The organism is Streptomyces erythrochromogenes, assembly GCF_040684695.1.
In the GTDB taxonomy this organism is placed as follows: Bacteria; Actinomycetota; Actinomycetes; order Streptomycetales; family Streptomycetaceae; genus Streptomyces; species Streptomyces erythrochromogenes_C.
Genome location: NZ_JBFBGM010000038.1, coordinates 1 through 24512, shown reverse-complemented (window position 1 = coordinate 24512; position 24512 = coordinate 1). Strand labels below are relative to the sequence as shown.

The following is a 24512-nucleotide window of genomic DNA, read 5'->3' as shown; positions in this document are numbered from 1 at the left end:
GCTACGTGCCCGGCTTGCGGCCGTACACGTAGACGTCCTCGCCCTTGCCGAGCAGGTTCCAGTACGCCTTGGCGTCGGCGGACCGCATGTTCACGCAGCCGCCCGAACCGGGCGGGTTCCACATGCTCTTGGTGGTCGAGTGGAAGGCGATGCCGCCGTCGAAGAACTGGGCGTACGGCATGGACACGTTGTAGACCGTCGACCAGTGGTCGATGCTGCGGTGGTAGATCTTCTTCAGGCCGGTCCGGGTCTCCGTGCCGTCCTTGCCGGTGCGGACCGGGACGGGACCGTACTTCAGCGCGGCGCCGTCCTGGATCCAGCTGAGCTGCCGCGTCAGGTCCACGCAGGCGATCCGCCCCCGGTTCACCGGGCAGTCGCCCGCCCGGTTCGGGGTGCTGCCCGCCGCCCGCTGGGCCAGCATCGTGTTCATCGCCTGCCAGGTCAGCGGCCCGGCGTAGCCCTGGGCCGGGCTGATCCCGTGCCGGGACTGGAACGCCCTGACGGCCGTGCAGTCGGCCGCCGACTGCCTCCCGTCCACGGGCCGCCCCAGGAACTTCTCCACCTGGCGCTGGTACGGCCCGGTGGACAGGTTGCAGGAGGCGGCCCCTGCCGATCCGCCTCCCGCCACCACCAACGGCAGCGCCAGCGCCACCGCCCCGCCCCACACCGCCGCGCGCCGACCTGCGCGTCCGCGCGCCTTCCGCGTCCCCATCCGGTCCTCCCCTGCTCACCGCACTTCGTTCTCCGTGTTGAATGCCCGGAAAACGAGCAGGGGTTGCCTCCGGTGGAAGCGAAGTCCCGTCAGCGCGCGCCCGCTGCGGAAGCCGGTACGCGCCGCTGTGCGCGGGCCGCGTGCGTCCCGTACAGGGTGATCGAGACGACGCCGAGCACCGCGAGCAGCGCGATGCCGACCGTGCCCGCCCAGCCGGCCCCGTGGTAGGCGAGGGCGCCGAGGGTGCCGCCCGCGCTGGAACCGAGGTAGTACGCCGACTGGTAGAGCGCCGAGGCCTGGGCGCGGCCCGTCTTCGCGGTCCGGCTCACCGCGGCCGAGGCCACCGCGTGCCCGGCGAAGAAGCCCGCCGTGATCAGGACCAGCCCCAGCACGATCGTCACCAGGGAGTCCGACAGCGACAGCAGCAGCCCCAGCGCCGTGGTGGTCACGGCCAGGTACAGCGCGCCGCGCCGCCCCGTACGGGCCACCAGCTTGCCGGCGACGGCGGAGGACACCGTACCGACCAGGTAGATCAGGAAGATCGACCCGATCACGCCCTGGCCGAGCGAGAACGGCTCGTCCACCAGGCGGTAGCCGATCACGGTGTAGACCGCGCCGAAGACCGTCATGAACAGCGCGCCGATCCCGTACAGCCGCAGCAGCAGCGGATCACGCAGATGACCGGCGACGGTACGGCCCACCGCGCGCGGGTTCAGCGACGCCGGGCGGAAGAACCGCGCCCGCGGCAGCATCACCAGGAAGACCACGGCGCAGGCCAGCGCCATCACGGCGACGGCGGCCAGACCCGCCCGCCAGCCTCCCAGCTGCGCCGCCCAGCCCGTGACGAGGCGGCCGCTCATGCCGCCGATGGAGTTGCCCGCCACGAACAGGCCGATCGCGCCCACCAGCGCCCGCGGCCGGACCTCTTCCGCCAGGTACGCCATCGCGGAGGCCGGAACGCCGGCGATCGCCGCACCCTGCACGGCCCGCAGCACCACCAGCCACTCCAGGTTCGGCGCGAAGGGGATGAGGAGCGCGACGCCGACGGCGACCGCCATCGACCAGGTCATCATCCGGGTGCGGCCGAACCGCTCGGAGAGCGCGCTGAGCGGGAGCACGAACAGCGCCAGGGCGCCGGTGGCCGCGGACACCGTCCAGCTGGCCTGACCCGCCGTGACCCCCAGGTCGCCGGAGATCGCCGGCAGCAGTGCCTGGGTGGAGTAGAGGAGGGCGAAGGTCGCCAGTCCGGCGGCGAAGAGCGCGAAGCTCATCCGGCGGTAGCCGGGGCGGCCGGGGGAGTGGGGTTCCGGTGCGGGGGACGACGCGGTGGAGGCACCCGGTGTGACGGGTGCCCCGGTATGAACGGGAGGCATGCTTCGACGGTAGGCCGGTGTTTTTCATGCGTCCAATGCACAGAATCGCGATAATCGATCCACTGTCGCATCAGTAAAGGTCAGGAGCGCGGATGTCGACGAACCGTTACGTAGAAGACATGGCGGTGACAACCTCGCTGGCGCCCCGGCTGGCGTATTTCGTCGCGGTCGCCCGGCACGAGCACGTCACCCGCGCCGCCCAGGAGCTGGGCGTACCGCAGTCCACCCTGTCCCGGGCCATGGTCCGCCTCGAACAGGACCTGGGCGTGTCCCTGTTCGCCCGCAAGGGCCGCACCGTCGCCCTGACCACGGCCGGCCGCACCTTCCTGGCCTCCGCCGAACAGGCCCTCGACGGCATCACCCACGCCGCCGAGTCCGTCCAGCAGGACGCCGACGCGGCCTTCGGCAAGGTCGCCTTCGGCTTCCTGCACACCCTCGGCCCCGAGACCGTACCCGGCCTCATCCGCGCCTTCCGCGCCGACCACCCGCGCGTGCGCTTCTCCCTGGTCCAGAACTACGGGGAGGCCATGCTGGAGAAACTGCGCGCCGGCGAACTCGACCTCTGCCTCACCTCGCCGCTCCCGGACGCCCCCGACCTCGTCGCCCGCCGCCTCGACGAACAGCGGCTGCGCCTGGTCGTCCCCGACGACCACCGCCTCGCGGGCCGCAAGCGCATCCGCCTCGCCGAGGCCGCGGAGGAAACCTTCGTCACGCTGGAGGCCGGCTACGGCCTGCGCCGCATCACCGACGACCTCTGCGCGGAGGCCGGGTTCACCCCCCGCGTCGCCTTCGAGGGCGAGGAGGCCGAGACCCTGCGGGGCCTGGTCGCCGCCGGCCTCGGCGTGGCCCTGCTGCCGCCCCCCGCGGTGGCCCGCCCCGGGGTGGTCGAGCTGAACGTCACCGCCCCGCGCGCCGTCCGCGAGATCGGCGTGGCCTGGCTCGACGGCCACCCCGACACCCCGCCGGTCGCCGAGTTCAAGCGCTTCCTCCTCTCCCGCCGCGGCCGCCTCATCCCGGACGACTCCGGCCCGGCCGGCACGGGAGAGGCGTAGGCGGACGCGGCCGGAGGTACCTGAGCAAGGCATGGATCCGGCCAAATTTTGACGCACCGTCGGCCACGCCGACGAAGGCCGGGAAGAAGCGAGTTGTGCGGACGAGCCGCCAATGCAGCGGCTCCGCAGCCGGTTTACCGGGCCTTGGATCGCCCGGACCGGGCCCTGGCCGGGGAAAACACTCGAACGTCAGTCCGCCCGCGTGGCTATGCTTCCCCAACCGCCGACCGCGACGGCCGCTCACATCCGCACCATGACCCGACCACAGGGTGCGGGTGGAGTCGGCGCCATCCAAGCCTGCCCGCAACTGCGCACTTGGGGGCGTCGCGGTGCCGGTCTGCGTCATTGCGCAGGGCGACCGACCGCCAGGGGGGATGTCGGTCGTCCGACCGGCCGCAGGTGGCGGCCCGCTGGGACTCTCAGCCGGATTCGGGATGCCGAGACCGGTCGCTGATCGCGACCGGCGGGGGTCGCCGATCCCCCGCAGGTATCGACGAAAGCGGACTGCCGCCATGGCTGACCAAATGGTTCTTCAGGCCCAGAAATGGGTCAATGCGACGTACAAGGGCGTCGCCGGCTACAACCCCGTGGCGGAGGACGGGAAGACGGGGTGGAACACGATGTACTCCCTGACCCGTGCGCTGCAGCACGAACTCGGGATCACGGCGCTCTCCAACGCCTTCGGTCCCACCACGCTGTCGACGCTGGCCGCCAGAGGGCCCATCAAGCCCGGCGAGCCGAACAAGAACATCGTCAAGATCATCCAGTGCGGGCTCTACTGCAAGGGCTACAGCGCCGGAGCCATCGACGGCGAGGTCTCCAACCTCACCCTCTTCGGCTTCAAGACGATGATGCAGGACATGGGCCTCGACGCGGCGGACATCGGCAATGCCCTGCCGGCCAAGGTCTTCAAGGCCCTTCTCACCATGGACGCCTACATCTTCCTGTCCGGCGGACTGGAGCAGATCCGCCTGGTCCAGCGGTGGCTCAACGCCCGCTACTGGAAGAAGTCGACCTTCTTCATAGGCCCGTGCGACGGGTTCTTCTCCCGTGACGTCCAGCAGGCCCTGATGAAGGCGATCCAGTACGAGTCGGGGATCGCCGAGGGCTCGGCCAACGGCATCTTCGGGCCCGGCACGGAAGCCGGCCTGCGCGCCCACACGCTCGCCGAAGGGGACTCCGGTACGTGGGTGCAGCTGTTCTCCGCCGCCTGCGTGGCGAACGGACCCTCGAACACGAGCGGTGACATCGCCAGCTTCAGCTACGAGTTCGGCCCGAAGCTCGCGAGCTGGGTGCGGAAGTTCCAGGACTTCTCGGCGCTCCGCGTGACGGGCAAGTCCGACTTCGACACCTGGGCGCAGCTGCTGGTCTCCTACGGAAACCCCGATCGCGACGTCAACTGCTGCGACACCCGCTTCACCATCACCGCCTCCCGGGCGAAGGCGCTCCACGCCGCCGGCTACCGCGCCGTGGGCCGCTACCTCGACGAGCCGGCCGACAGCACCCTCAACAAGGAGATCCAGCCCGGAGAACTGGAAGCGATCTTCGCCGCCGGCCTGAGGGTCATCCCGATCTGGCAGTATGACGCGCGCAAGCTCGCGGACTTCTCCTACCCCAACGGGTACGCGCACGGGCGCCGGGCGCACGAGCGGGCCGAAGGCTACGGGTTCAACCGGAGCACAGTGATCTACTTCGCGGTCGACTATGACGCCACGCAGGCGGAGATGAGCCGGATCGTCGACTACTTCATCGGTGTGAACGACGCCCTGAAGGCCAACGGAAGCAAGTACATCACCGGTGTCTACGGCTCCCGGAACGTCTGTTCCAGCGTCGCCGGAGGCGCCTTCGTGCCGTACGCGTACGTCTCGGGCATGTCCTACGGATTCTCCGGCAACCTCGGATTCCCCCTCCCGCAGAACTGGGCGTTCAACCAGATCAAGGAGTTCAACTTCGTCGCGGGTTCGGACTCCTTCGCACTGGACCGGGTCGCACACCGCGAGGGCTCCGACTTCGGCCAGAACTCGGTCAACCAGTCCGGAAACGCATCGGTCGACCAGTTCATCGCGTACGCGCAGAAGGTCTACGACGCCGCCGTCGCGTACGGGAAGGGCGACGCGAACGAGCTGTGCCTGCAGTTCATGCGCTGGGACAAGTACACGGACTCCCGCTGGGGCAGCCTGTTCGGCGACGTGGACGGCGCCTTCATCCAGTTCGCCACCGGACGGGGACTCGGCCGCGCCAGGGAGCAGGCGTACAGCGACCCGTCGATGGGCGTCACCATCAGCCCGGACCACCTCATCGCGAGTGCCGCCGGGTACTTCCTCAAGGGGAACGCCGGCGTGGGCAAGGCGAACCGCGCCGAGCTCGCCAGCTGGGGCGGGGACCTGCTGACCTTCTACGGGGAGTGGAGCCGTTCGGACAACGCCTCCCCCCTGGACTTCTGCCGCAGGACGCTGGCCAGGCCGGACGTCGCGTCCACCTTCTCGCTCAGCGACCTGATCGAGGACATCGACGGGTTCACGGTCGCCACCCGGCTGAAGGCCGGCGGCACGAACGTCGTCGCCGAACTCAGGAAGATCCTGGTCGAGGGCGGGCACCGGACGCGTTTCAGCGACTTCAAGAAGGCCCGGTTCGGCAACACCACGGACGGCGTCAAGAAGACGGCGAAGGCGTTCCTGGAGGACAGCATCTCCGACGTCCTCCTGTCGGCCACGCGTGCCCTGCTGATCGACCGGAACTGCCCGATCCACAAGAAGCCCTGGCTGGAGTCGGACTCCGTGATGGACGAGTTCTACCGCGGATTCGCCGAGGTCCTGCAGCGTCTCATCGACCAGCAGGCGACGCGCTGAAGCCCGGTGCCCCGGACAAGGAGATGACGCAATGCAGATGGCTCTGATCGGCCTGCTCCTGCTCGTGAGCGCGGCGGCCGTGCCGGCGTGCGCCCTGGTGCTGTTCCTCATGCTGAGGAACCCGCCGCGCCCGCCGTCCAGGATCGCCGCGCTGCTCGCCGTGATCTCCGCCTCCGCGGCCGCGGCCGTGTACTGCTACGGCTGGTTCTCCGTCACCCTGGGCGGACCGTTCCCCGCCCTGTGCGAGGACACGGGCGCGTCCGGCGCCCGGTTGGCGAGCCTGGACCAGGACTACTGGCCCCTTCGCAACGCCTGCATCTACTCCGACGGCTCGACCGTGGAGCACGTCTCCGCGTCGATCAACGTGTCCGTCCACGTACTGGCCGGTCTCGCCGTCGTCCTGACCTGTGCCTCCGTGTTCACGTACCGGCGGGCACGACACCTTCCCGAAGGGACCTCATGACCCACGCATTCTCACGTCGCGTCGTACTCAAGCAGTTCACCGGGGTCGCCGCCGGAGCCGCACTGGTCTCCGGCACGGGCGCGCTGCTGGCTCCGGCCACCGCGTCCGCCGCCGACACCACGTGGCGCAGGGGGACCTCGGCGAACGGCTGGAGCATCCCGGGCGCGCGCTCTGCGATCACCGGTGCCTGCGACATCCAGGGAACCGGCCTCACCGTCGTCCTGCGCACGGGAGACACCGCGACGGTCCTTGCCTACCTGGCGCAGCGCTTCCACTACGACGTCGCCCGGCTGGAGAGCGACCGGGGCGAGATCGTCGGCCACCGCGCCGATCGCAAGGTCAGGGCGGACTTCGAGTCCAACCACCTGTCCGGAACGGCACTGGCGCTGTATCCGGAGACCTACCCGCTGGGAGTCGCGGGGAACTTCTTCCCGTACCAGGTCACGGCGATCCGCGACATCCTCGCGGAGCTGGAGGGCGTGGTGAAGTGGGGTGGCGACATGAAGCCGGCCATGGAATCCGCGTTCTTCATCGACGTGCCGCCGCAGTCGCAGCAGCTCAAGCAGGTCGCGGCCAAGCTCAGGGCGTGGCAGACGACGCCGAGCAAGGGCGCCGGGACCCAGAACGTCGAGGACCCCAAGCGCGTGAAGGAGTCCAAGGCGCTGGCGGAGAGCCAGAAGGCCTGAGCCGCCCCGCCCCGCCCCGTCCGCCCCGCCCCGCCCCGCCCGCCCGCCCGGTCGGGCGGGGCGGGGCTGGGCGCCCGTGCCCTGATCCGCCCCGTCCGGCCCGCTACGACCGGTACAGCCGGTCCGGGCCGCACCGGTCCGGCGGGGCCGGGGCGGGGCGCGGCGACAGCAAGTAGCCTGCCTGGAAACGGGACTTGGCGCCCACCGCCCGCATGATCTCCGCGATGTGGCGCTGGCACGTCCGCTCCGACATGCCGAGGCGGCGCGCGATCACCTTGTCCTCCAGCCCCTCCGACAGCAGCCGTACGATCGTCTGCCGCAGCTCGTCCGAGATCGACCGCGCCGCCTCCGGGCTCACCGACGTGGGGAAGGGCTCCGCACTCAGCCACGACCGCTCGAAGGCCGACGTCATGAAGTGCACGACACTCGGCTCCCGCACCACCAGCGCCGCACCGCTGCGGTCCGGCACCGCCATCAGCCCCGTCCGCCCGTCGAAGACGAGCATCCGCATCAGCCCGTCGCCCAGTGTCCGCACCTGCGCGCCCAGCGCCGTCACCCGCTCCACGTACGCGGCCGTGGGCCGCGAGTACCGGGCCGTGTGCTGGTAGATCGTCCGCATCCGGACCCCGCGCGCCAGCAGCGACTCGTCCCGCCCGATCGACTCCTCCAGGGTCTCCGGCGGACGGCCGCCCCCCGGCTGCGAGGTCAGCAGCTCCTGCTCGCACGCCGCGGCCAGCTCCGCGATCAGCCCCCGCACGGCGCCGAGGTCCGTGACCAGCTCCAGGTGCCCGGCCCCGCTCAGGTCCCGGTGCGCGGTGCCCGCCTCGTACGCGGGCACGAGCGACTCCAGCCGCCCGCGCAGCCGGTCCATCTCGTCGTGGGTCTCCCGTACCAGCAGGGCCAGCGGAGCCAGGGCCCGGGCCGCCGCCGCCCGCGGCGCCACGGCGCTCCACCGGTCCGGCCGGCCGCCCGGCGCCCGCTGGAGCAGGTGCGCGGCGGCCAGCTCGGTGATCGCGGCGGCCGCCCGCACGCCGAGGGCCCGGGTGGCCTCGTCCGCGTCGAAGGCGTGCCGCTCGACGGCGTAGTCGTACAGGCGCCGGGCGGCGGGGGTCAGCTCCCCGGACCCGCCGGGTGCCCCGGCGGCCGCCCCGGACGCTCCGGTTCCCTCGGCTGGCATGTGTGTATTCGTCCCGGTCTGGACCGGTTCGTAAACCCCTCGTGTTCCCGCAAGGCGGCAAGACGACGCCTGAGAAGACCCATTCGGCATATGCCGACCCGGCACAGTGGTCACACGGCGTGAAGGGGGAACGCGGTCGCGCCGGTCCATCCGTGCCATCCGACCGAGAGGGGGCGGAACGGCGGGTACGGACGGACCGGCGCGCGACGGCCGGCGCCGGGGGGCGTCAGCCGGAGGGCCTGGCGTAGTCGGAGAAGCCGGTCCAGTCCAGCGTCACGCAGGGCTCGTCGCCCACCACCCAGGCGTTGTGCCCGGGGTGCACCCGCATGTAGTCGCCCGGACCGAATTCGGCGCTCTCCCCGTCGTCCATGACGACCCTCATGCGGCCGCTCACGACGTACCCGGTGTGGTCGGACCGGCAGCTGTCCGTCCCGGCCAGCGGCTGGACGTGCTCCGACCACTTCCAGCCCGGCAGGAAGACGGCCCGCCCGACCGCCCCGTCCCCGGTGTCCACCAGGTCCAGACGGCCCATGCCGCCGACGAACGGCCTGGTCTCGTCCGGCTGGTCGAAGTTCCTGCGGTCGATTGCGGCCATGGCGGATCGCCTCCGGGAGAGGAGCGAGCACCCCGAGTCCACTTCTCACGGTACGCCGCGGAGCCCGCTTCGCCGCCGCTGTCCCGGCCGGATCCTCACCCCCGCAGCGACCTCCCGAAGCCGGAGGCCAGCGGCATCCGCAGGCCCAGCGGCGGCGGCGCGGCCAGGGCGTCCGTGACGGGGCGCGAGTACCGCCCCGAGAAGACCGCGCCCAGGACGAAGTCCACGCCCAGCGCCACCACTTCCGCCTGGTGCTCGCGCAGCCCGTGCCCGTCCGAGTGCACCTCGAACCGGCAGGTCGAGCGGTTCGCCTTCTTCGCCCGCTCCGCCAGCCGGAAGGAGGTCTCCGGGTCGCTGCGGGCGTCGTTGGTGCCGTGCACGATCAACACCTGCCGCCCCGAGAGGTGTTTCACCGGTTCAGGGGAGTCGGCGGGCGCGCCCTCCCCCAGGCAGGGGGCGAGTGCCAGGACCGCGTTGACGGCCCCGTGGCCCGCCGCCCGCAGTGCGGCCAGGCCGCCCGCGTCGTAGCCGGCCAGGCACACCGGCACGTCTCCGTACCGCCGCACCACCTCGTCCGCGGCCCACCGTGCCTGCTCCTCCCGCGCCGCGTCCCCGCCGTGGATGACGGTGTGCGTGACGAGGCCGTCCCTGCCGCCCGCCCGGGCCAGCGCCCGCGCGAGCGGACGCAGGGGACCGGGGGATAATCTGGACGCCCCGGGAAGCAGGAGCACCACCCCGTTGACCGGGGACAACGTCGGACCCGAGCCGGTTCTCGCGCCGGCCGCCCGCCCCAGGCGGGCCCCGCGCGCCGGCGGCGCATGCTGTGCCATGGCGGAACAGTCTCAGACCTTCGGGTGTACGCCATCCGTACGCGCGGTCTCTGTTACATATCGACGCCCGCAGGGGACACGACGCTCTACGCGCGTAGGAGTAGAGTGCGCAGATGACGAGCGAGACCCCCAACCTGCCGACCCCGGATCAGATCCGTCGTTCCCCGAAGGTGCTCCTGCACGATCACCTCGACGGTGGACTGCGTCCCGGGACCATCATCGAGCTGGCCCGCGAGGTCGGCTACGAGAACCTCCCCGAGACCGACGCCGACAAGCTCGGCATCTGGTTCCGCGAGGCCGCCGACTCCGGCTCCCTGCCGCGCTACCTGGAGACCTTCGCGCACACCTGCGCGGTCATGCAGACGAAGGCGGCCCTCTTCCGCGTCGCCGCCGAGTGCGCCGAGGACCTGGCCGAGGACGGCGTCGTGTACGCCGAGATCCGCTACGCCCCCGAGCAGCACCTGGAAGCCGGCCTGACCCTCGAAGAGGTCGTCGAGGCCGTGAACGACGGCTTCCGCGAGGGCGAGCGCCGCGCCAAGGCCAACGGCCACCGCATCCGCGTCGGCGCCCTGCTGACCGCGATGCGTCACGCGGCCCGCGCGCTGGAGATCGCGGAGCTGGCCAACCGCTACCGCGACAACGGCGTGGTCGGCTTCGACATCGCCGGTGCCGAGGCCGGGTTCCCTCCCACCCGTCACCTCGACGCCTTCGAGTACCTCAAGCGCGAGAACAACCACTTCACGATCCACGCGGGCGAGGCCTTCGGCCTGCCGTCGATCTGGCAGGCCCTGCAGTGGTGCGGCGCCGACCGCCTCGGTCACGGCGTGAAGATCATCGACGACATCGAGGTCGCCGAGGACGGTTCGGTCAAGCTGGGCCGCCTGGCCAGCTACGTCCGGGACAAGCGCATCCCCCTGGAGATGTGCCCGACCTCGAACCTGCAGACGGCCGCGGCCGCCTCGTACGCCGAGCACCCGATCGGCCTGCTGCGCAAGCTGCACTTCAGGCTCACGGTCAACACCGACAACCGCCTGATGAGCGGCACCAGCATGAGCCGCGAGTTCGAGCACCTCGTGGACACCTTCGGCTACACGCTGGACGACATGCAGTGGTTCACCGTCAATGCGATGAAGTCCGCGTTCATTCCTTTCGATGAACGACTGGCCATGATCAATGAGGTCATCAAGCCCGGCTACGCGGAGCTGAAGTCGGAGTGGCTGTTCCGTCAGACCGCTTCCACCAGCGGTTCTGTCTCGGCCTAGGCCATGGCATGACGTACTGAAAGCGCCCGGGAGAGGCAATTTCCGGGCGCTTTCTCGTATGAACGGACGTTTGCGGGCCGGGGTTTGAAGTGACTAGTTTGCGGAGCCGCTCAATTCCCCGTCGCAAGGAATACTTTTCATGAAGCAGTCAGCTGCCAAGTTCCTCGGTGCCGCCGCCGTCGGTGCCGCCCTCGCCGCCGTCGCCGCCGGTACCGCCTCCGCCGCCGTTCCCGCCATCGGCATCACCGACGCGCTCGGCACCGCCACCGGCGCGCTCGAGGGCGTCACCAGCCAGCAGCAGATGAAGGCCGAAGAGGGGCAGCCGAGCGACCCCACCGCGGCGGTCACCGGCCTGCTGGGCCCGGTCACCGGCGCCCTCAACGGCTGACGCCGACGCGAGACGGACGAACGCACGCGCGGCGGTCGCACGCCCCTTCGACGAGGTGTGTGTGCCGCCGTGCGGTGTGCCACGATCACCACCAACTGCCCGCCGACGCACGGGGTATGAGGTTCTCGGTCATGCGCATGAAGGCACGAGCGACACTGGTCGCACTGGTCCCCGCCCTGCTGTTCGCCGCGGTGGGGTGCAGCAGTACGGACGCCCCCGCGACGGGAAGGTCCCCCGACCCCAAGGGGTCCGAGGGCAGCGCCGGCGGCGCGCCCGGCGCCCCCGCGGCGTCCCCGGACCCGGCCGGATCGGCCCCGGCGAAGACCGGCGGCACCAAGCTGGAGCGTTCCGCGCTCACCCAGGGCGACCTGGCCGGCTACCAGATCTCCGCCCAGGGCAAGAACCCGAATGCCCCGGACGGCCAGCCGCAGGCCGACAAGAAGGCCTGCCAGCCGCTCGCCGACATCATGGGCGACAAGCCGGATCCCGCCGCGCGCGAGACCGTCAACCGGGGCATCGGCTCCCAGAAGCAGATGGGGCTCGCGGTCTCCGCCTCCGTCAGCTCCTACTCCGAGGCCGACGCGAAGGCGCTGATCGCCCGGCTCAAGGCCGCCGTGGCCGCCTGCGGCGCGGGCTTCTCCGCCACGGTCGACAAGCAGACCGGCAGCTACCGCGAGGTCCGCACCGCCGACTACCGCACGAGCGGTGACGAGAGCGTCAGCTGGACCACGACCGCGGCCGGCCAGGGCGTCTCGGCCCAGGTCCACCTGGTCGTCGTGCGCGAGGGCGACACCGTCGTGCGGCTGATGGCCCTCAACGTGGCGGGGGGCCAGCAGAAGGCCCTGGTACCGCAGGAAGTGACCGACAAGCAGCTGGAGAAGGTCCGCAAGGCCGGCTGAGCGGCGGCCGGTCCCGCTACCAGGCGGCCGACGACGACTTCTCGTTCGGCAGCAGCACCCAGAGCGCGATGTAGATCAGGAACTGCGGGCCGGGCAGCAGGCACGAGACGACGAATATGGCGCGCATCGCGTTCGCGGAAATTCCGAAACGCCGTGCGAGTCCGGCGCAGACTCCGCCGATCCAACGGCCGTCACGGGGGCGGACCAGGGCGCTCATGGGGTTCTCCTTCGTCGGGATCGCTTTCTTGCGATGACTCAATACTCCCGCTGGACCGCCGACAGAACGTCGGTCCACGGGCCGAGCCCGACCCTGGAAATCTTCGGGGTGTCCCCCTGATAAGCGGCGTGTGAGCGGCGCATCCGTGCCCGCAGCGCCGGTACGACGGCCGCGTGCGCCAGCAGCACGCCGAGGGTGTTCAGCAGGACCGAGTCCACGTCGACGACCCGGCCCGGGACCCCGCTCTGGAGCATCTCGATGCTGAGCGAGACCAGCGCGCCCGCGGCCGTGGTCCGCACCAGGGAGGACCACTCGGCCAGCCGCGACAGCCAGAGCCGCCCGCTGACGAGCGGCACCAGCACCCCGAGCGGGGCCAGCAGCGCGACGCCCTCGCCGATCCGCCGGGCGGCCTCCAGCGGCCCGAGGGCGAGGTCGGCCCGGATCCCCTCCAGCGGGGTCAGATTGCCGGCGGCGGCCCAGGGGACGTCGAGGGGGCGCAGGGTCAGCCAGCCGACGACCAGGAGATGGGCGGCGAGAAGGACCCCGGCGATGAGTCGGAGACGGAGGGGGATCGCGGTGGCGCCGGCGGGAGCGCCGTCGGCCTCAATACGCTGCACACCTGCGAGGACGCGTCACCTGGTAGCCCTGGTTCCGCCCCGGAGGTGTGGCGGCGGGCACGATCCGTGCCGGGCGCCGGGCACGGATGCGGATGCCGGGCGCCGGGCGCCGGATGGGGATGCCGCCCGCCGGCCCGGTCAGCGGAGGGCGATCAGGACGATCAGCAGCAGCGCGCCGGCCACGGCGGGCGCGATGATCTCGTACGACCAGTGCACGCGTACGGCGCCCTGGGCGCCGGGCCGCTCGGCCCCGCGCTCGGCCAGCCTCTGGAGCTCGTCGACGATCCGGTCCGCGCTGGCCCGCATCGGCTCGGCCGGGGCCCGGAGCTTCTCGCCCGGGGCCCGGTCCTCCCGGTCGCGCATGCCCTCGTACCGCAGGCGCTGGCGGTTGGCCTTCTTCCGCTCGCGCAGCGAGACGGGCACGGACCACAGCTGGTACTTCGACCCCTCGGCCAGTACCTCCGCGGAGTAGCCGGAGCGCACGGCGTCCACGGCGGCCCAGGGCAGTTCGATGATCCGGAAGGGGTTCCGCACGCGCATCCGGTCGTCGTTGGCGAAGACGGCCGGGCGGATCGTGAACGCCACGATCAGCGGTACCGCGCACAGCGCCGCCGCCAGGGCGATCCACGGGGTGTTCCCCGAGCCGCGCACCACGGCGTCCCCGCAGAGCCACGCCGTCAGCGCGAGCAGCAGCACCCCCGACACGACGCCCATGGAGGAGCGGTAGACCCGGTCGTCGTAGACCGGTTCATCGGTCGGCTGCTGGCTGCTCATGGGGTCGATTCTGCCCCACGCCGTCTCAGCCCACGAGATCGGCGTACAGGATGATGTTGTCGGGCCGGTGGCCGTCGGTGATCTCGCCGCCGCAGGTGATGACGCGCAGCTCCGGGCGGGTGGTGTCCCCGTACACCTTGGCGGTCGGGAACCGGTCCTTGGAGACCTGCTCCAGCTCGCGGACGCGGAAGACGGCGGTGGTCCCGTCGGCCCGCGCGACCGTGATCTCCTCGCCGGCGCGCACGCGCGAGACGTCCTTCAGCACGGCCGGGCCGCGGGCGGTGTCGAAGTGGCCGATCAGCACGGCCGGACCCGTCTCGCCTGGTGTGACGCCCTTCGTGTACCAGCCGATCCTGTCCGCGTCGGCCACGGAGGGCACCTCCACGGTGCCGTCGGCGGCCAGCCCCAGCCGGAGCACGGGGGAGGTGTCCACCCCGGCCGCGGGGATCGTCACGCGTACGGGCTCGGAGGCGGGCAGCGGGGCGGCCGCGGCGGGTGCCGCCGGGGCGGCGGTGGGCGTGACGGCGGGCGTCGGGCCGGCGGCGGGGGCGCCGGTGGTGGCCGCGCCGGTGGTGGCGGCGCCGCAGCCGGTCAGGGCGGCGGCCAGGAGGACGGCGGCGAGCAGCGGGCGGACGCGGTGGGCCATGGAGTGCTCCGGGAACGGCGTGCGGCGGGCCACCGGATCGGTGGCCCGCCGAAGGAGGGCAGGAGGGCAGGAGGCCGGGGACGCGGGGGAGTCAGTCGCGGGCGCCGTGGCGGCGGCGCAGGACCACGCTGGCGGCCAGCGCGCCGAAGGCGGCGACCAGCGCGGCGCCGGCCGTCATGGTCGCGGTGTCGACGGTGTCCGCGGCGGTCCGGGCCGGGAGCTCGGCGCCCGCGGCGACGGGGCCCTTCGGGACCACCGACGTCTGACCTGCGGTCTGCGGCTTCACCGTGGCGGGGGTGGCGGCCGGGGCGGGGGTGGCGGGCTTCGTCACCGGCTTGTCGTCGGTGAACGCGTAGCCCGGCTTGCACCCCTGGGGGAACGCCGGGAAGGCGACCCGGCCGACCGTGTCGCTGCCGCCCTGCGTCTTCCACTCGAAGACGGGCCTGGCACCGCTCGGGTTCACGATCCGCGCGATGAAGCCGGCGGACTCGGGCAGTGAGGGGTGGGTGCGGTCCAGCCGGGCGAAGTCGCGGCCGCCGTCGCCGGCCTCGAAGAGCAGCACCTTCGGGCCCAGCTCGGAGAGGTACAGCTCGGCCGACATGCCCGCGCCGATCTCCTGCCCCACCGGCCCGACCCGGCAGTCCGTGCTCGCCTCGCCCGCCGGCAGCGGGTAGGACGTGGCGCGGCCGTCCGCGGCGGTGACGACGAGCACGGGACGGGCGCTCGCGGCCTTGGTGAGTTCGAGGTCCAGGCCCTTGGCCGTGTCGTGGGGCAGGGTCCGGTCCAGCTTCGTGACGACGCGGACCATGTAGGTGTCGCCCGGCTTCCACTGGGGGCCGACCTCGCGGATCCACGCCTCGGGACCCTCCGCCTTGTTGCGCAGCACCGCGACCAGACCCTCCCCGATGTAGACCGGCTCGCCCTCGTAGCGGCTGTTGTCCGAGGCCGGGGCCGAGACGGACTGAGGGGCCGTGGCCGTGGCCGTCGCCGCGAACGCGGTGCCCGCGGCCGGGACGAGCATCGCGCCGGCGAGGGCGACGGTGACGACGGAGGTGCGGAGGGCGGTACGCATAACGACTCCTTGAAGCATGGGCGGGCGAGTGGAAGGAGAGCCGCATGCCGCGTTGCGTCTGTTCGGCCTGGTTCACCGGGTCAGGTGTGGCGGGCTGCTGAAGACGAATCTATGGATCGTGTGCGGGCGGACCATCCGCCTCCTGTCATGGTCGCGTAACGGGCGAACGGGTGTCGTATCGGAGGTGTCGATTCCATAGCAATGGGCCAGAACCGGGCGAGGGGGGTGACAGGTCGCTACGCGCGTAGATATGCTCATCTGGTGACCATGCCCACCACCCTCACCGCATTCGCTGACGTGACGACGTCCGACAGTGCGCTGCGCCGCTTCCTGCACGGGCTGCCCGGCGTCGACGCTGTCGGTCTGGAGGCCCGCGCGGCCTCCCTCGGCACCCGTTCGATCAAGACGACGGCCAAGGCGTACGCCATCGACCTGGCCATCTCGATGATCGACCTGACGACGCTGGAAGGCGCGGACACCCCGGGCAAGGTCCGGGCGCTCTCCGCCAAGGCCGTCCATCCCGATCCGACCGACCGCACGACCCCGATGACGGCCGCCGTCTGCGTCTACCCCGACATGGTGGCGACCGCCAAGGCCGCGCTGAACGGGGCCGACGTCAAGATCGCCTCCGTCGCCACCGCCTTCCCGGCGGGCCGCGCCGCGCTGCCCGTCAAGCTCGCGGACACCCGTGACGCCGTCGCCGCCGGCGCCGACGAGATCGACATGGTCATCGACCGTGGCGCCTTCCTCGCCGGCCGCTACCTGGAGACGTACGAGCTGATCAAGGCCGTCAAGGAGGCCTGCGTCCGCCCCGACGGCAGCGCCGCCCGCCTGAAGGTCATCTTCGAGACCGGCGAGCTGTCGACCTACGACAACATCCGCCGCGCCTCCTGGATCGGCATGCTCGCGGGCGCCGACTTCATCAAGACGTCGACCGGCAAGGTGGGCGTCAACGCCACCCCCGCCAACACCCTGCTCATGCTCGAAGCCGTCCGCGACTTCAAGGCGCAGACTGGAATCCAGATCGGCGTGAAGCCGGCCGGCGGCATCCGCACCACCAAGGACGCGATCAAGTTCCTGGTCCTGGTCAACGAGACCGTGGGCGAGGACTGGCTGAGCAACACCTGGTTCCGCTTCGGCGCCTCCAGCCTGCTCAACGACCTGCTGATGCAGCGCCAGAAGCTGAGCACCGGCCGTTACTCCGGTCCCGACTACGTGACGGTGGACTGATCACCATGGCATCCCTCTTCGAGTACGCACCGGCTCCCGAGTCCCGCTCGGTCGTCGACATCGCCCCCTCCTACGGGCTCTTCATCGACGGCGAGTTCACCGACGCCGCCGACGGCAAGGTCTTCAAGACCGTCTCGCCCAGCAGCGAGGAGGTCCTCTCCGAGGTCGCCCAGGCCGGCGCCGCCGACGTGGACCGCGCCGTGAAGGCCGCCCGCAAGGCCTTCGAGAAGTGGTCCGCGCTGCCCGGCTCCGAGCGCGCCAAGTACCTCTTCCGCATCGCCCGGATCATCCAGGAGCGCAGCCGCGAGCTGGCCGTCCTGGAGACCCTGGACAACGGCAAGCCGATCAAGGAGACCCGCGACGCGGACCTCCCGCTGGTCGCCGCGCACTTCTTCTACTACGCGGGCTGGGCCGACAAGCTCGACCACGCCGGCTACGGCGCGAACCCCCGCCCGCTCGGCGTCGCCGGCCAGGTCATCCCGTGGAACTTCCCGCTGCTCATGCTCGCGTGGAAGATCGCCCCGGCGCTCGCCACCGGCAACACGGTCGTCCTGAAGCCCGCCGAGACCACCCCGCTCTCCGCGCTCTTCTTCGCGGACATCTGCCGCCAGGCCGGCCTGCCCAAGGGCGTCGTCAACATCCTCACCGGTCACGGCGACGCGGGCGCGGCCCTCGTCGAGCACCCGGACGTCAACAAGGTCGCCTTCACCGGCTCGACCGCGGTCGGCAAGGCCATCGCCCGCTCGATCGCCGGCACCGACAAGAAGGTCACCCTGGAGCTGGGCGGCAAGGGCGCCAACATCGTCTTCGACGACGCCCCCATCGACCAGGCCGTCGAGGGCATCGTCAACGGCATCTTCTTCAACCAGGGCCAGGTCTGCTGCGCGGGCTCCCGCCTCCTGGTCCAGGAGTCGATCCACGACGAGCTGCTGGACAGCCTCAAGCGCCGCCTCTCCACGCTGCGCCTGGGCGACCCGCTCGACAAGAACACCGACATCGGCGCGATCAACTCCGCCGAGCAGCTCGCCCGGATCACCGCGCTCGCGGACACCGGCGAGGCCGAGGGCGCCGAGCGCTGGTCCCCGGCGTGCGAGCTGCCGTCCGCCGGCTACTGGTTCGCCCCGACGCTCTTCAGCAACGTCACCCAGGCGCACACCGTCGCCCGCGACGAGATCTTCGGCCCGGTGCTGTCCGTGCTGACCTTCCGCACGCCCGACGAGGCCGTCGCCAAGGCCAACAACAGCCAGTACGGCCTGTCCGCCGGCATCTGGACGGAGAAGGGCTCGCGCATCCTCGCGGTCGCGAACCACCTCCGCGCCGGTGTGGTGTGGGCCAACACGTTCAACAAGTTCGACCCGACCTCGCCCTTCGGCGGATACAAGGAGTCGGGCTTCGGCCGCGAGGGCGGCCGCCACGGTCTGGAGGCCTACCTCGATGTCTGAGTCCTCTGTGCGTCTGAACGTCTTCAAGACCTACAAGCTGTACGTCGGGGGCAAGTTCCCCCGCTCCGAGAGCGGCCGGGTGTACGAGGTGACGGACTCCAAGGGCAAGTGGCTGGCCAACGCCCCGCTGTCCTCCCGCAAGGACGCGCGTGACGCCGTCGTCGCCGCGCGCAAGGCCTTCGGCGGCTGGGCCGGCGCGACCGCGTACAACCGCGGCCAGATCCTCTACCGCATCGCCGAGATGCTGGAGGGCCGCCGCGAGCAGTTCGTCCGCGAGGTCGGCGAGGCCGAGGGCCTGTCCAAGTCGAAGGCCGCCGCCGTCGTCGACGCGGCCATCGACCGCTGGGTCTGGTACGCGGGCTGGACCGACAAGATCGGCCAGATCGTGGGCGGGGCCAACCCCGTCGCGGGCCCGTTCTTCAACCTCTCCACCCCGGAGCCGACCGGTGTCGTCACCGTCGTCGCCCCGCAGGACTCCTCGTTCCTGGGCCTGGTCTCCGTGATCGCCCCGGTCATCGCGACGGGCAACACCGTCGTCGTGATCGCCTCCGAGAAGTCCCCGCTGCCCGCGCTGTCGCTGGGCGAGGTGCTCGCCACCTCCGACCTGCCCGGCGGCGTGGTCAACATCCTTTCCGGCAAGGCCGCCGAGATGGGCCCGCACCTGGCGTCCCACCAGGACGTCAACGCGATCGACCTGGCCGGCGCCGACGCGGCGCTCGCCAAGGAGCTGGAGATCGCGGCGGCCGACAACCTCAAGCGCGTCCTGCGTCCACAGCCTGTGGACGACTGGAGCGCCGACCCGGGCACCTCCCGCATGACGGCGTTCCTGGAGACCAAGACCGTCTGGCACCCCACCGGGTCGCTGGGCGCGGGCGGCTCGTCCTACTAGGACCGCAGCCCTGCGAGACCGGCCCCGGCAGCGTCCCCCGCGCTGCCGGGGCCTCCTTCATTTCCGGCTCGGTTCGCCTCCGGCGGCGCTTCTGCCGGCTCCAGGCGGACGTACGTCCTCGAAACCGCTCGTGCCTCGCGGTTCCTCCGGGCGCTCGCCCGCCTTCGCCGGCGCGCCGCCTTCGGCTCACTCGCCGGGGGCCGGAGGGCCCGGAGGCGTCAGCGGGGGGCCAGGGGGCCCAGGAGGGACGAGACCGCCGCCTTGGGGAGTTCACCCACCGACGGGCCCTGGGTGAGGATCCCCGTGACCGCCGTGGTGCCCACCGCGGGGAAGTCCGCGACCTTGGTGGCGACCCCGTTGTCCAGCGGGTCCACACCGGTGTGGGCCAGCGGGTTCACCTTGAGGTTCGCGATGGGGTCCGTGACCCCGGCCACGGCCGCCGGAACGTCCAGCTCACCGGCCTGCGCGCCGCCCGCGGCCATCGCCAGGGCCGCACCTGCCATCGAGAGGGTCAGGCCCGCGCTGCGGAGCCGGTTCGGTGCCGAAGGGGCTGCGTGACGTGCCATGGGGATCCCGCCTGTGGTCGTAGTCGCGTGCGCACGCAGCGTAGTGGAGGTGTGTTCCTGGACACCAACCGGTCACCGGGAGGATCCCCTACCCGGGGGAATGGTTCAGACTGGTGTCCCGTGAGCTCTTCCTCTCCTTCGCCGACGCGAGTCGTTCTGCTGACCGGTCCGTCGGGCTCCGGAAAATCCTCGCTGGCCGCCCGCTCCGGGCTGCCCGTGCTGCGCCTCGACGACTTCTACAAGGAAGCCGACGACCCCACGCTGCCGCTGGTGGAGGGCAGCTCCGACATCGACTGGGACTCCCCGCTCTCGTGGGACGCCGACACCGCCGTCGCCGCGATCGCCGAGCTGTGCGCGTCGGGACGGACGGACGTGCCGGTCTACGACATCGCCACCAGCTCCCGCACCGGCTGGGACACCCTCGACATCGCCCGCACCCCGCTGTTCATCGCGGAGGGCATCTTCGCCGCGGACGTGGCCGCCCGCTGCCAGGAACTCGGCCTCCTCGCGGACGCCATCTGCCTGCGCGGACGCCCCTCGACCACCTTCCGCCGCCGGCTCGCCCGCGATCTGCGCGAGGGCCGCAAGTCCGTGCTGTTCCTGCTCCGGCGCGGCTGGCGCCTGATGCGCGCCGAGCGGGGCATCGTGGCCCGCCACGTGGAACTGGGCGCCCACGCCTGCGGCCCCGACGAGGCACTCGGCCGGCTCGCGTCCGCCGCCGCCGGCCGCCACCGCTCCACGACCCCCGCCGCGGCGTAGGCGCCGCACGGGCCCAGAAAAGGGTGCGCGGGACCGGTCGGACCCCCGGCCGACCGATCCCGCGCTTTCTCCCCCGTTGGCCGCCGTCTCACCCCCGCAAGACGGTCCCCCGTGGCCGGGGTGGTTCATGTGGTGCTGCCGACCGCCCTCAGGCGACCAGCTCCTCGAAGGACTCCGCCTCGTCGCGCCCAAAGCTCAACGACTCGTCCTCCCGCAGGCGCCGCAGCGAGCGCCAGATGCTCGACTTCACCGTGCCGACGCTGATCCCGAGGATCTCCGCGATCTCCGGGTCCGTACGGCCCTCGTAGTAGCGCAGCACCAGCATCGTGCGCTGCGGCTCCGGGATCCGGGTCAGCGCCTGCCACAGCACCGCGCGCAGCTCCGTGCCGCGCATCGCGTCCGTGTCGGAGGCCGTCTCCGGCAGCTCCTCCGTCGGGTACTCGTTCAGCTTGCGCCGACGCCACGCGCTGATGTGCAGGTTGGTCATGGTGCGGCGCAGGTAGCCGCCGACCGCCGCCTTGTCGCTGATCCGGTCCCAGGCGCGGTACGTGGAGAACAGCGCGCTCTGCAGCAGGTCCTCGGCCTCGTAACGGTCACCGGTGAGGTGGAAGGCCGTCGCGTACAGCGCGGCGCGCCGCTCCTGGACGTAGGCGGTGAACTCCGCCTCGGACGTCGAGGACGGGGTCTGCTGCTGGGCGGGAACCGCCTGGTACTGGTGTGCGTCAATGGCTACGACGTGGGCCGGCCGGGGCCGGGCGACCGCCACCGAACGGACACCCGCCCGGCGGTTCACATCGTGCAGCCGCGTGACAACCGCGCTGGTGGTGGTGCTGTGCAGCGTGTTCATCTCGCGCCCCCCGTCGTGGAGTGTCTCTGCTTCGGATCGCTGTGCGTTGAGTAGAAGATTGCCCGGCCGACTTAACCGGGGTGTCCGTCGACTGTCACAGCACTGTCACAGCGACCGTCGCGACCGCCGCCGCGGACTCCCGCAGGATCTCCCCCGCCCGACGGTCGAACTCCCGACGGGCCATGAGACAGAATGAGCCCGTGCCTTTCCTGTTGCTGATCGAGGACGACGACGCCATCCGCACGGCCCTCGAACTCTCCCTGTCACGCCAGGGCCACCGTGTGGCCACCGCGGCGACGGGCGAGGACGGCCTGAAACTGCTGCGCGAGCAGCGGCCGGATCTGATCGTGCTGGACGTGATGCTGCCCGGGATCGACGGCTTCGAGGTGTGCCGCCGGATCCGCCGCACCGACCAGCTGCCGATCATCCTGCTCACCGCGCGCAGCGACGACATCGACGTGGTCGTCGGCCTGGAGTCCGGAGCCGACGACTACGTGGTCAAGCCCGTCCAGGGGCGGGTCCTCGACGCCCGCATCCGGGCCGTACTGCGCCGCGGCGAACGCGAGTCGAGCGATTCGGCGAGCTTCGGCTCCCTGGTCATCGACCGTGCCGCCATGACCGTGACGAAGAACGGCGAGGACCTCCAGCTCACGCCGACCGAGCTGCGCCTGCTCCTCGAACTGAGCCGCCGGCCCGGCCAGGCGCTCTCCCGCCAGCAGCTGCTGCGCCTGGTCTGGGAGCACGACTACCTCGGCGACTCGCGGCTCGTCGACGCCTGCGTCCAGCGGCTGCGCGCCAAGGTCGAGGACGTGCCCTCCTCACCCACCCTGATCCGCACGGTCCGCGGCGTCGGCTACCGCCTGGACTCCCCGCAGTGATCCGCTCGTTGCTCGCGGGCCGGCGCTGGACCAGCCTGCGGCTGCGGCTCCTCGTCGTCTTCGCGCTGGTCGCCCTGACGGCCGCGGTGTCCGCGTCCGGGATCGCCTACTGGCTCAACCGCGAGGCCGTGCTCACCCGCGTCCAGGAGGCCGCCCTCGGCGACTTCCGGCAGGAGATGCAGAACCGTGCCGCCGCGCTGCCCGCCGACCCGACGCCCGAGGAGCTGCAGCGCACCGCCGAGCTGATGGCGGGCAGCAGCCCCGGCTACAGCGTGCTGCTCGTGCAGGAGGGCAAGGACAACCGCCTGACGTACGGCGCGGCCGGTCCCGACAACTTCCGGCTGACCGACGTCCCGAAGTCCCTGCAGAACGCGGTGAACGACCGTCAGAAGACGACCGCGGCCAACGACGCCGAGTACCACGTGTACTGGCAGCGCACGAAGCCGCGCGGCAACCCGTACCTGGTCGGCGGCACGCGGATCGTGGGCGGCGGGCCGACCGGCTACATGTACAAGTCCCTCGCCCAGGAGCGGGACGACCTCAACGCGCTCGCCTGGTCGCTGACCATCGCGACCATCCTCGCCCTGCTCGGCTCCGCGCTGCTCGCACAGGCCGCGGCCCGCACCGTGCTCAAGCCCGTACAGCGGCTGGGGGACGCGGCGCGGCGGCTCGGCGAGGGCGAACTCGACCACCGCCTGGACGTGTCGGGCACCGACGAACTCGCCGACCTGTCGCGCACCTTCAACAAGACGGCCGAGGCGCTGGAGAAGAAGGTCGCCGACATGAGCGCGCGGGAGGAGGCCAGCCGGCGCTTCGTCGCGGACATGTCGCACGAACTGCGCACGCCGCTGACGGCGCTGACGGCGGTCGCCGAGGTGCTGGAGGAGGAGGTCGAAGACCTCGATCCGATGATCGCACCGGCGGTGGCGCTGGTGGTCAGCGAGACCCGGCGGCTGAACATCCTGGTGGAGAACCTGATGGAGGTCACCCGCTTCGACGCGGGAACGGCCAAGCTGGTGCTGGACGACGTGGACGTCGCCGACCAGGTCACGGCCTGCATCGACGCCCGGGCCTGGCTCGACGCCGTCGAACTCGACGCCGAGCGGGGCATCGTGGTCCGCCTCGACCCGCGCCGCCTCGACGTGATCCTGGCCAACCTGATCGGCAACGCGCTCAAGCACGGCGGCTCGCCGGTGCGGGTGTCGGTGACCGTGGAGGGGGACTGGCTGGTGATCGCGGTCCAGGACAACGGGCCGGGCATCCCCGAGGAGGTCCTGCCGCACGTCTTCGACCGCTTCTACAAGGCGAGCGCGTCGCGGCCGAAGTCGGACGGGAGCGGGCTCGGACTGTCGATCGCCGTGGAGAACGCGCACATCCACGGCGGAGACATCACCGCGGCCAACGTGCCGGGCGCCGGGGCGCTGTTCACCCTGCGGCTGCCGGTGGACGTGGGAAGGGCGATCACGGGTGACCTGGATGCGTAGGGTCCTGCCGGCGGTGCCGGCCGTACTGGTCCCGCTCGTCGGGATCGCGCTGCTGGCGACCGCGGGCTGCGGGATCCGGGCGACGACCGTGCCCGTGGACGTGGGCGCGGCGCCGTCGCGCGTCTCGTGCGACACCCCGGCGCAGCCGGCCGGGCAGAGCGGGGCGCCGGGCTTCCGGGCAACCGTGGAACTGGTCTGCGGGTCGCAGCTGGTGGGCGTGGACCGGATCGTTGCGATGCCGGAGAAGGGCGCCGTACGCGATCCCGCCGTGCAGGCCGCGCAGGCGCTGCTGGAGGCGCTGGAGCGGACGCCGAGCGCGGAGGAGCGGGACGCCGGCTTCTCGACCGGGGTGCCGGCCGGACTGACGGCGGGTGCGCCGAAGCCGGGCGACCCGGCGGGCACGGTGCGGCTCAGCCGCAAGCCGGAGGACCTGCCGCCGGTGGCGTTGTCGCAGATCGTGTGCACGCTGGCGGGCAGCGACACGGTGTCGGCCGGTCCGGGACCGGTGGTCCTGGGCGGACCGGACGCCGATCCGCCGCGGGCGTGGGAGTGCACGGAAGCGGTCCGCTCCCGGCCGGAGTCGGTGCCGACGCTGGGCGAGATCGTCCGCCCCTCGGCCTCGCCGAGCTGACCCGGCCCGCTGCCGGGCGTACCGCCGCTGCGGGGGCGCTGCCCCCGAACCCCCGGTCCTCAATCGCCGGACGGGCTGGAATCCAGCCCGTCCGGCGTGCCCGCGCGGTCTCTGGGCCATCACGGACCCGGCCGAACTGGCCACGGTCACGGCGGATCTCAGCCACCGCCAGGC

At 71.8% G+C, this 24512-nt stretch carries 26 protein-coding genes; 14 read left to right on the top strand and 12 right to left on the bottom strand.

Annotated elements, in window-relative coordinates:
* Position 1: 1 nt before the first annotated feature.
* Together AB0O53_RS35590 and AB0O53_RS35585 are read right to left on the bottom strand one after the other, a co-directional pair.
* The gene (locus tag AB0O53_RS35590) at positions 2-712 is read right to left on the bottom strand and encodes a L,D-transpeptidase family protein (RefSeq protein ID WP_365201197.1); all 711 of its coding nucleotides are present in this window, start codon (positions 710-712) and stop codon (positions 2-4) included.
* Positions 713-801: 89 nt separating this feature from the next.
* On the bottom strand, positions 802-2085 hold the full coding sequence (locus tag AB0O53_RS35585) for an MFS transporter (protein WP_351001588.1): 1284 nt from the start codon (positions 2083-2085) through the stop codon (positions 802-804).
* Positions 2086-2204: 119 nt separating this feature from the next.
* Between AB0O53_RS35585 and AB0O53_RS35580 the strand changes: the two genes are divergently transcribed.
* From AB0O53_RS35580 to AB0O53_RS35565, 4 genes are all read left to right on the top strand, one after another.
* On the top strand, positions 2205-3137 hold the full coding sequence (locus AB0O53_RS35580; protein ID WP_403142699.1) for a LysR family transcriptional regulator: 933 nt from the start codon (positions 2205-2207) through the stop codon (positions 3135-3137).
* A gap of 524 nt (positions 3138-3661) precedes the next feature.
* Positions 3662-5986, top strand: a complete 2325-nt coding sequence (locus tag AB0O53_RS35575; protein WP_351001584.1) for a glycoside hydrolase domain-containing protein — start codon at positions 3662-3664, stop codon at positions 5984-5986.
* 31 nt (positions 5987-6017) lie between these two features.
* A complete protein-coding gene (locus tag AB0O53_RS35570) occupies positions 6018-6449 on the top strand; it encodes a hypothetical protein (protein ID WP_351001582.1) in 432 nt (143 codons plus the stop codon).
* Complete coding sequence (locus AB0O53_RS35565; RefSeq protein WP_351001580.1) at positions 6446-7135, top strand: hypothetical protein; 690 nt, start codon at positions 6446-6448, stop codon at positions 7133-7135. The genes AB0O53_RS35570 and AB0O53_RS35565 overlap by 4 nt, the downstream gene beginning before the upstream one ends.
* 103 nt (positions 7136-7238) lie before the next feature.
* Here the strand turns inward: AB0O53_RS35565 and AB0O53_RS35560 are convergent, their stop codons facing one another.
* From AB0O53_RS35560 to AB0O53_RS35550, 3 genes are all read right to left on the bottom strand, one after another.
* Positions 7239-8312, bottom strand: coding sequence for a LuxR C-terminal-related transcriptional regulator (locus AB0O53_RS35560; protein WP_365201191.1), 1074 nt, complete (start codon positions 8310-8312; stop codon positions 7239-7241).
* Positions 8313-8538: 226 nt separating this feature from the next.
* Positions 8539-8907 carry a cupin domain-containing protein gene (locus AB0O53_RS35555; RefSeq protein ID WP_351001576.1) on the bottom strand — a complete coding sequence of 123 codons (369 nt, stop codon included), beginning with the start codon at positions 8905-8907 and terminating at the stop codon, positions 8539-8541.
* Between the two features lie 95 nt (positions 8908-9002).
* The gene (locus AB0O53_RS35550) at positions 9003-9737 is read right to left on the bottom strand and encodes an alpha/beta hydrolase (RefSeq protein ID WP_351001574.1); all 735 of its coding nucleotides are present in this window, start codon (positions 9735-9737) and stop codon (positions 9003-9005) included.
* 113 nt (positions 9738-9850) lie between these two features.
* Between AB0O53_RS35550 and AB0O53_RS35545 the strand changes: the two genes are divergently transcribed.
* From AB0O53_RS35545 to AB0O53_RS35535, 3 genes are all read left to right on the top strand, one after another.
* On the top strand, positions 9851-10999 hold the full coding sequence (locus tag AB0O53_RS35545; RefSeq protein ID WP_031149714.1) for an adenosine deaminase: 1149 nt from the start codon (positions 9851-9853) through the stop codon (positions 10997-10999).
* Positions 11000-11138: 139 nt separating this feature from the next.
* Positions 11139-11387: a hypothetical protein gene (locus tag AB0O53_RS35540; RefSeq protein WP_030964396.1), complete on the top strand. Its 249-nt coding sequence runs from the start codon at positions 11139-11141 to the stop codon at positions 11385-11387.
* A 131-nt stretch (positions 11388-11518) separates the two neighbouring features.
* Positions 11519-12286: a hypothetical protein gene (locus AB0O53_RS35535; protein ID WP_351001571.1), complete on the top strand. Its 768-nt coding sequence runs from the start codon at positions 11519-11521 to the stop codon at positions 12284-12286.
* A gap of 16 nt (positions 12287-12302) precedes the next feature.
* Here the strand turns inward: AB0O53_RS35535 and AB0O53_RS35530 are convergent, their stop codons facing one another.
* The 5 genes from AB0O53_RS35530 to AB0O53_RS35510 all read right to left on the bottom strand — a co-directional run bounded on the left by AB0O53_RS35530 (position 12303) and on the right by AB0O53_RS35510 (position 15612).
* Positions 12303-12503 (bottom strand): PspC domain-containing protein, encoded by a 201-nt coding sequence (locus tag AB0O53_RS35530; protein ID WP_351001569.1) that lies wholly within the window; start codon positions 12501-12503, stop codon positions 12303-12305.
* Positions 12504-12541: 38 nt separating this feature from the next.
* The gene (locus AB0O53_RS35525; RefSeq protein WP_403142727.1) at positions 12542-13111 is read right to left on the bottom strand and encodes a VanZ family protein; all 570 of its coding nucleotides are present in this window, start codon (positions 13109-13111) and stop codon (positions 12542-12544) included.
* A 147-nt stretch (positions 13112-13258) separates the two neighbouring features.
* Entirely contained in the window at positions 13259-13894 is a 636-nt protein-coding gene (locus AB0O53_RS35520) for a PH domain-containing protein (protein WP_351001565.1), read from the bottom strand.
* Positions 13895-13919: 25 nt separating this feature from the next.
* Positions 13920-14540, bottom strand: a complete 621-nt coding sequence (locus tag AB0O53_RS35515) for a class F sortase (RefSeq protein WP_351001563.1) — start codon at positions 14538-14540, stop codon at positions 13920-13922.
* Positions 14541-14631: 91 nt separating this feature from the next.
* A complete protein-coding gene (locus AB0O53_RS35510; protein WP_365201184.1) occupies positions 14632-15612 on the bottom strand; it encodes a hypothetical protein in 981 nt (326 codons plus the stop codon).
* A gap of 267 nt (positions 15613-15879) precedes the next feature.
* Between AB0O53_RS35510 and deoC the strand changes: the two genes are divergently transcribed.
* From deoC to AB0O53_RS35495, 3 genes are read left to right on the top strand one after another with little or no spacing between them, the layout of a single operon-like run.
* On the top strand, positions 15880-16842 hold the full coding sequence (deoC, locus tag AB0O53_RS35505) for a deoxyribose-phosphate aldolase (protein ID WP_351001645.1): 963 nt from the start codon (positions 15880-15882) through the stop codon (positions 16840-16842).
* Between the two features lie 5 nt (positions 16843-16847).
* Complete coding sequence (locus tag AB0O53_RS35500) at positions 16848-18284, top strand: aldehyde dehydrogenase family protein (protein WP_351001559.1); 1437 nt, start codon at positions 16848-16850, stop codon at positions 18282-18284.
* Positions 18277-19173 carry an aldehyde dehydrogenase family protein gene (locus AB0O53_RS35495; RefSeq protein ID WP_365201180.1) on the top strand — a complete coding sequence of 299 codons (897 nt, stop codon included), beginning with the start codon at positions 18277-18279 and terminating at the stop codon, positions 19171-19173. The genes AB0O53_RS35500 and AB0O53_RS35495 overlap by 8 nt, the downstream gene beginning before the upstream one ends.
* Before the next feature lie 218 nt (positions 19174-19391).
* Here AB0O53_RS35495 and AB0O53_RS35490 read toward each other — a convergent pair whose 3' ends face one another.
* A complete protein-coding gene (locus AB0O53_RS35490; protein WP_351001555.1) occupies positions 19392-19739 on the bottom strand; it encodes a hypothetical protein in 348 nt (115 codons plus the stop codon).
* A 51-nt stretch (positions 19740-19790) separates the two neighbouring features.
* On the opposite strand from AB0O53_RS35490, the gene AB0O53_RS35485 reads away from it, so the two are divergent.
* Positions 19791-20498, top strand: coding sequence for a uridine kinase family protein (locus AB0O53_RS35485; protein WP_351001553.1), 708 nt, complete (start codon positions 19791-19793; stop codon positions 20496-20498).
* A gap of 148 nt (positions 20499-20646) precedes the next feature.
* Here the strand turns inward: AB0O53_RS35485 and AB0O53_RS35480 are convergent, their stop codons facing one another.
* Positions 20647-21345, bottom strand: a complete 699-nt coding sequence (locus AB0O53_RS35480) for a SigE family RNA polymerase sigma factor (protein ID WP_351001551.1) — start codon at positions 21343-21345, stop codon at positions 20647-20649.
* A 200-nt stretch (positions 21346-21545) separates the two neighbouring features.
* Between AB0O53_RS35480 and afsQ1 the strand changes: the two genes are divergently transcribed.
* Genes afsQ1 through AB0O53_RS35465 form a run of 3 tightly spaced genes read left to right on the top strand, consistent with a single transcriptional unit; the run spans position 21546 to position 24338 of the window.
* Entirely contained in the window at positions 21546-22223 is a 678-nt protein-coding gene (gene afsQ1 / locus AB0O53_RS35475; protein ID WP_063754818.1) for a two-component system response regulator AfsQ1, read from the top strand.
* Positions 22121-23707 carry a sensor histidine kinase gene (locus tag AB0O53_RS35470; RefSeq protein WP_403142723.1) on the top strand — a complete coding sequence of 529 codons (1587 nt, stop codon included), beginning with the start codon at positions 22121-22123 and terminating at the stop codon, positions 23705-23707. Before afsQ1 ends, AB0O53_RS35470 begins: the two co-directional genes overlap by 103 nt.
* The gene (locus tag AB0O53_RS35465; RefSeq protein ID WP_365201175.1) at positions 23700-24338 is read left to right on the top strand and encodes a hypothetical protein; all 639 of its coding nucleotides are present in this window, start codon (positions 23700-23702) and stop codon (positions 24336-24338) included. Before AB0O53_RS35470 ends, AB0O53_RS35465 begins: the two co-directional genes overlap by 8 nt.
* Positions 24339-24512 lie beyond the last annotated feature (174 nt).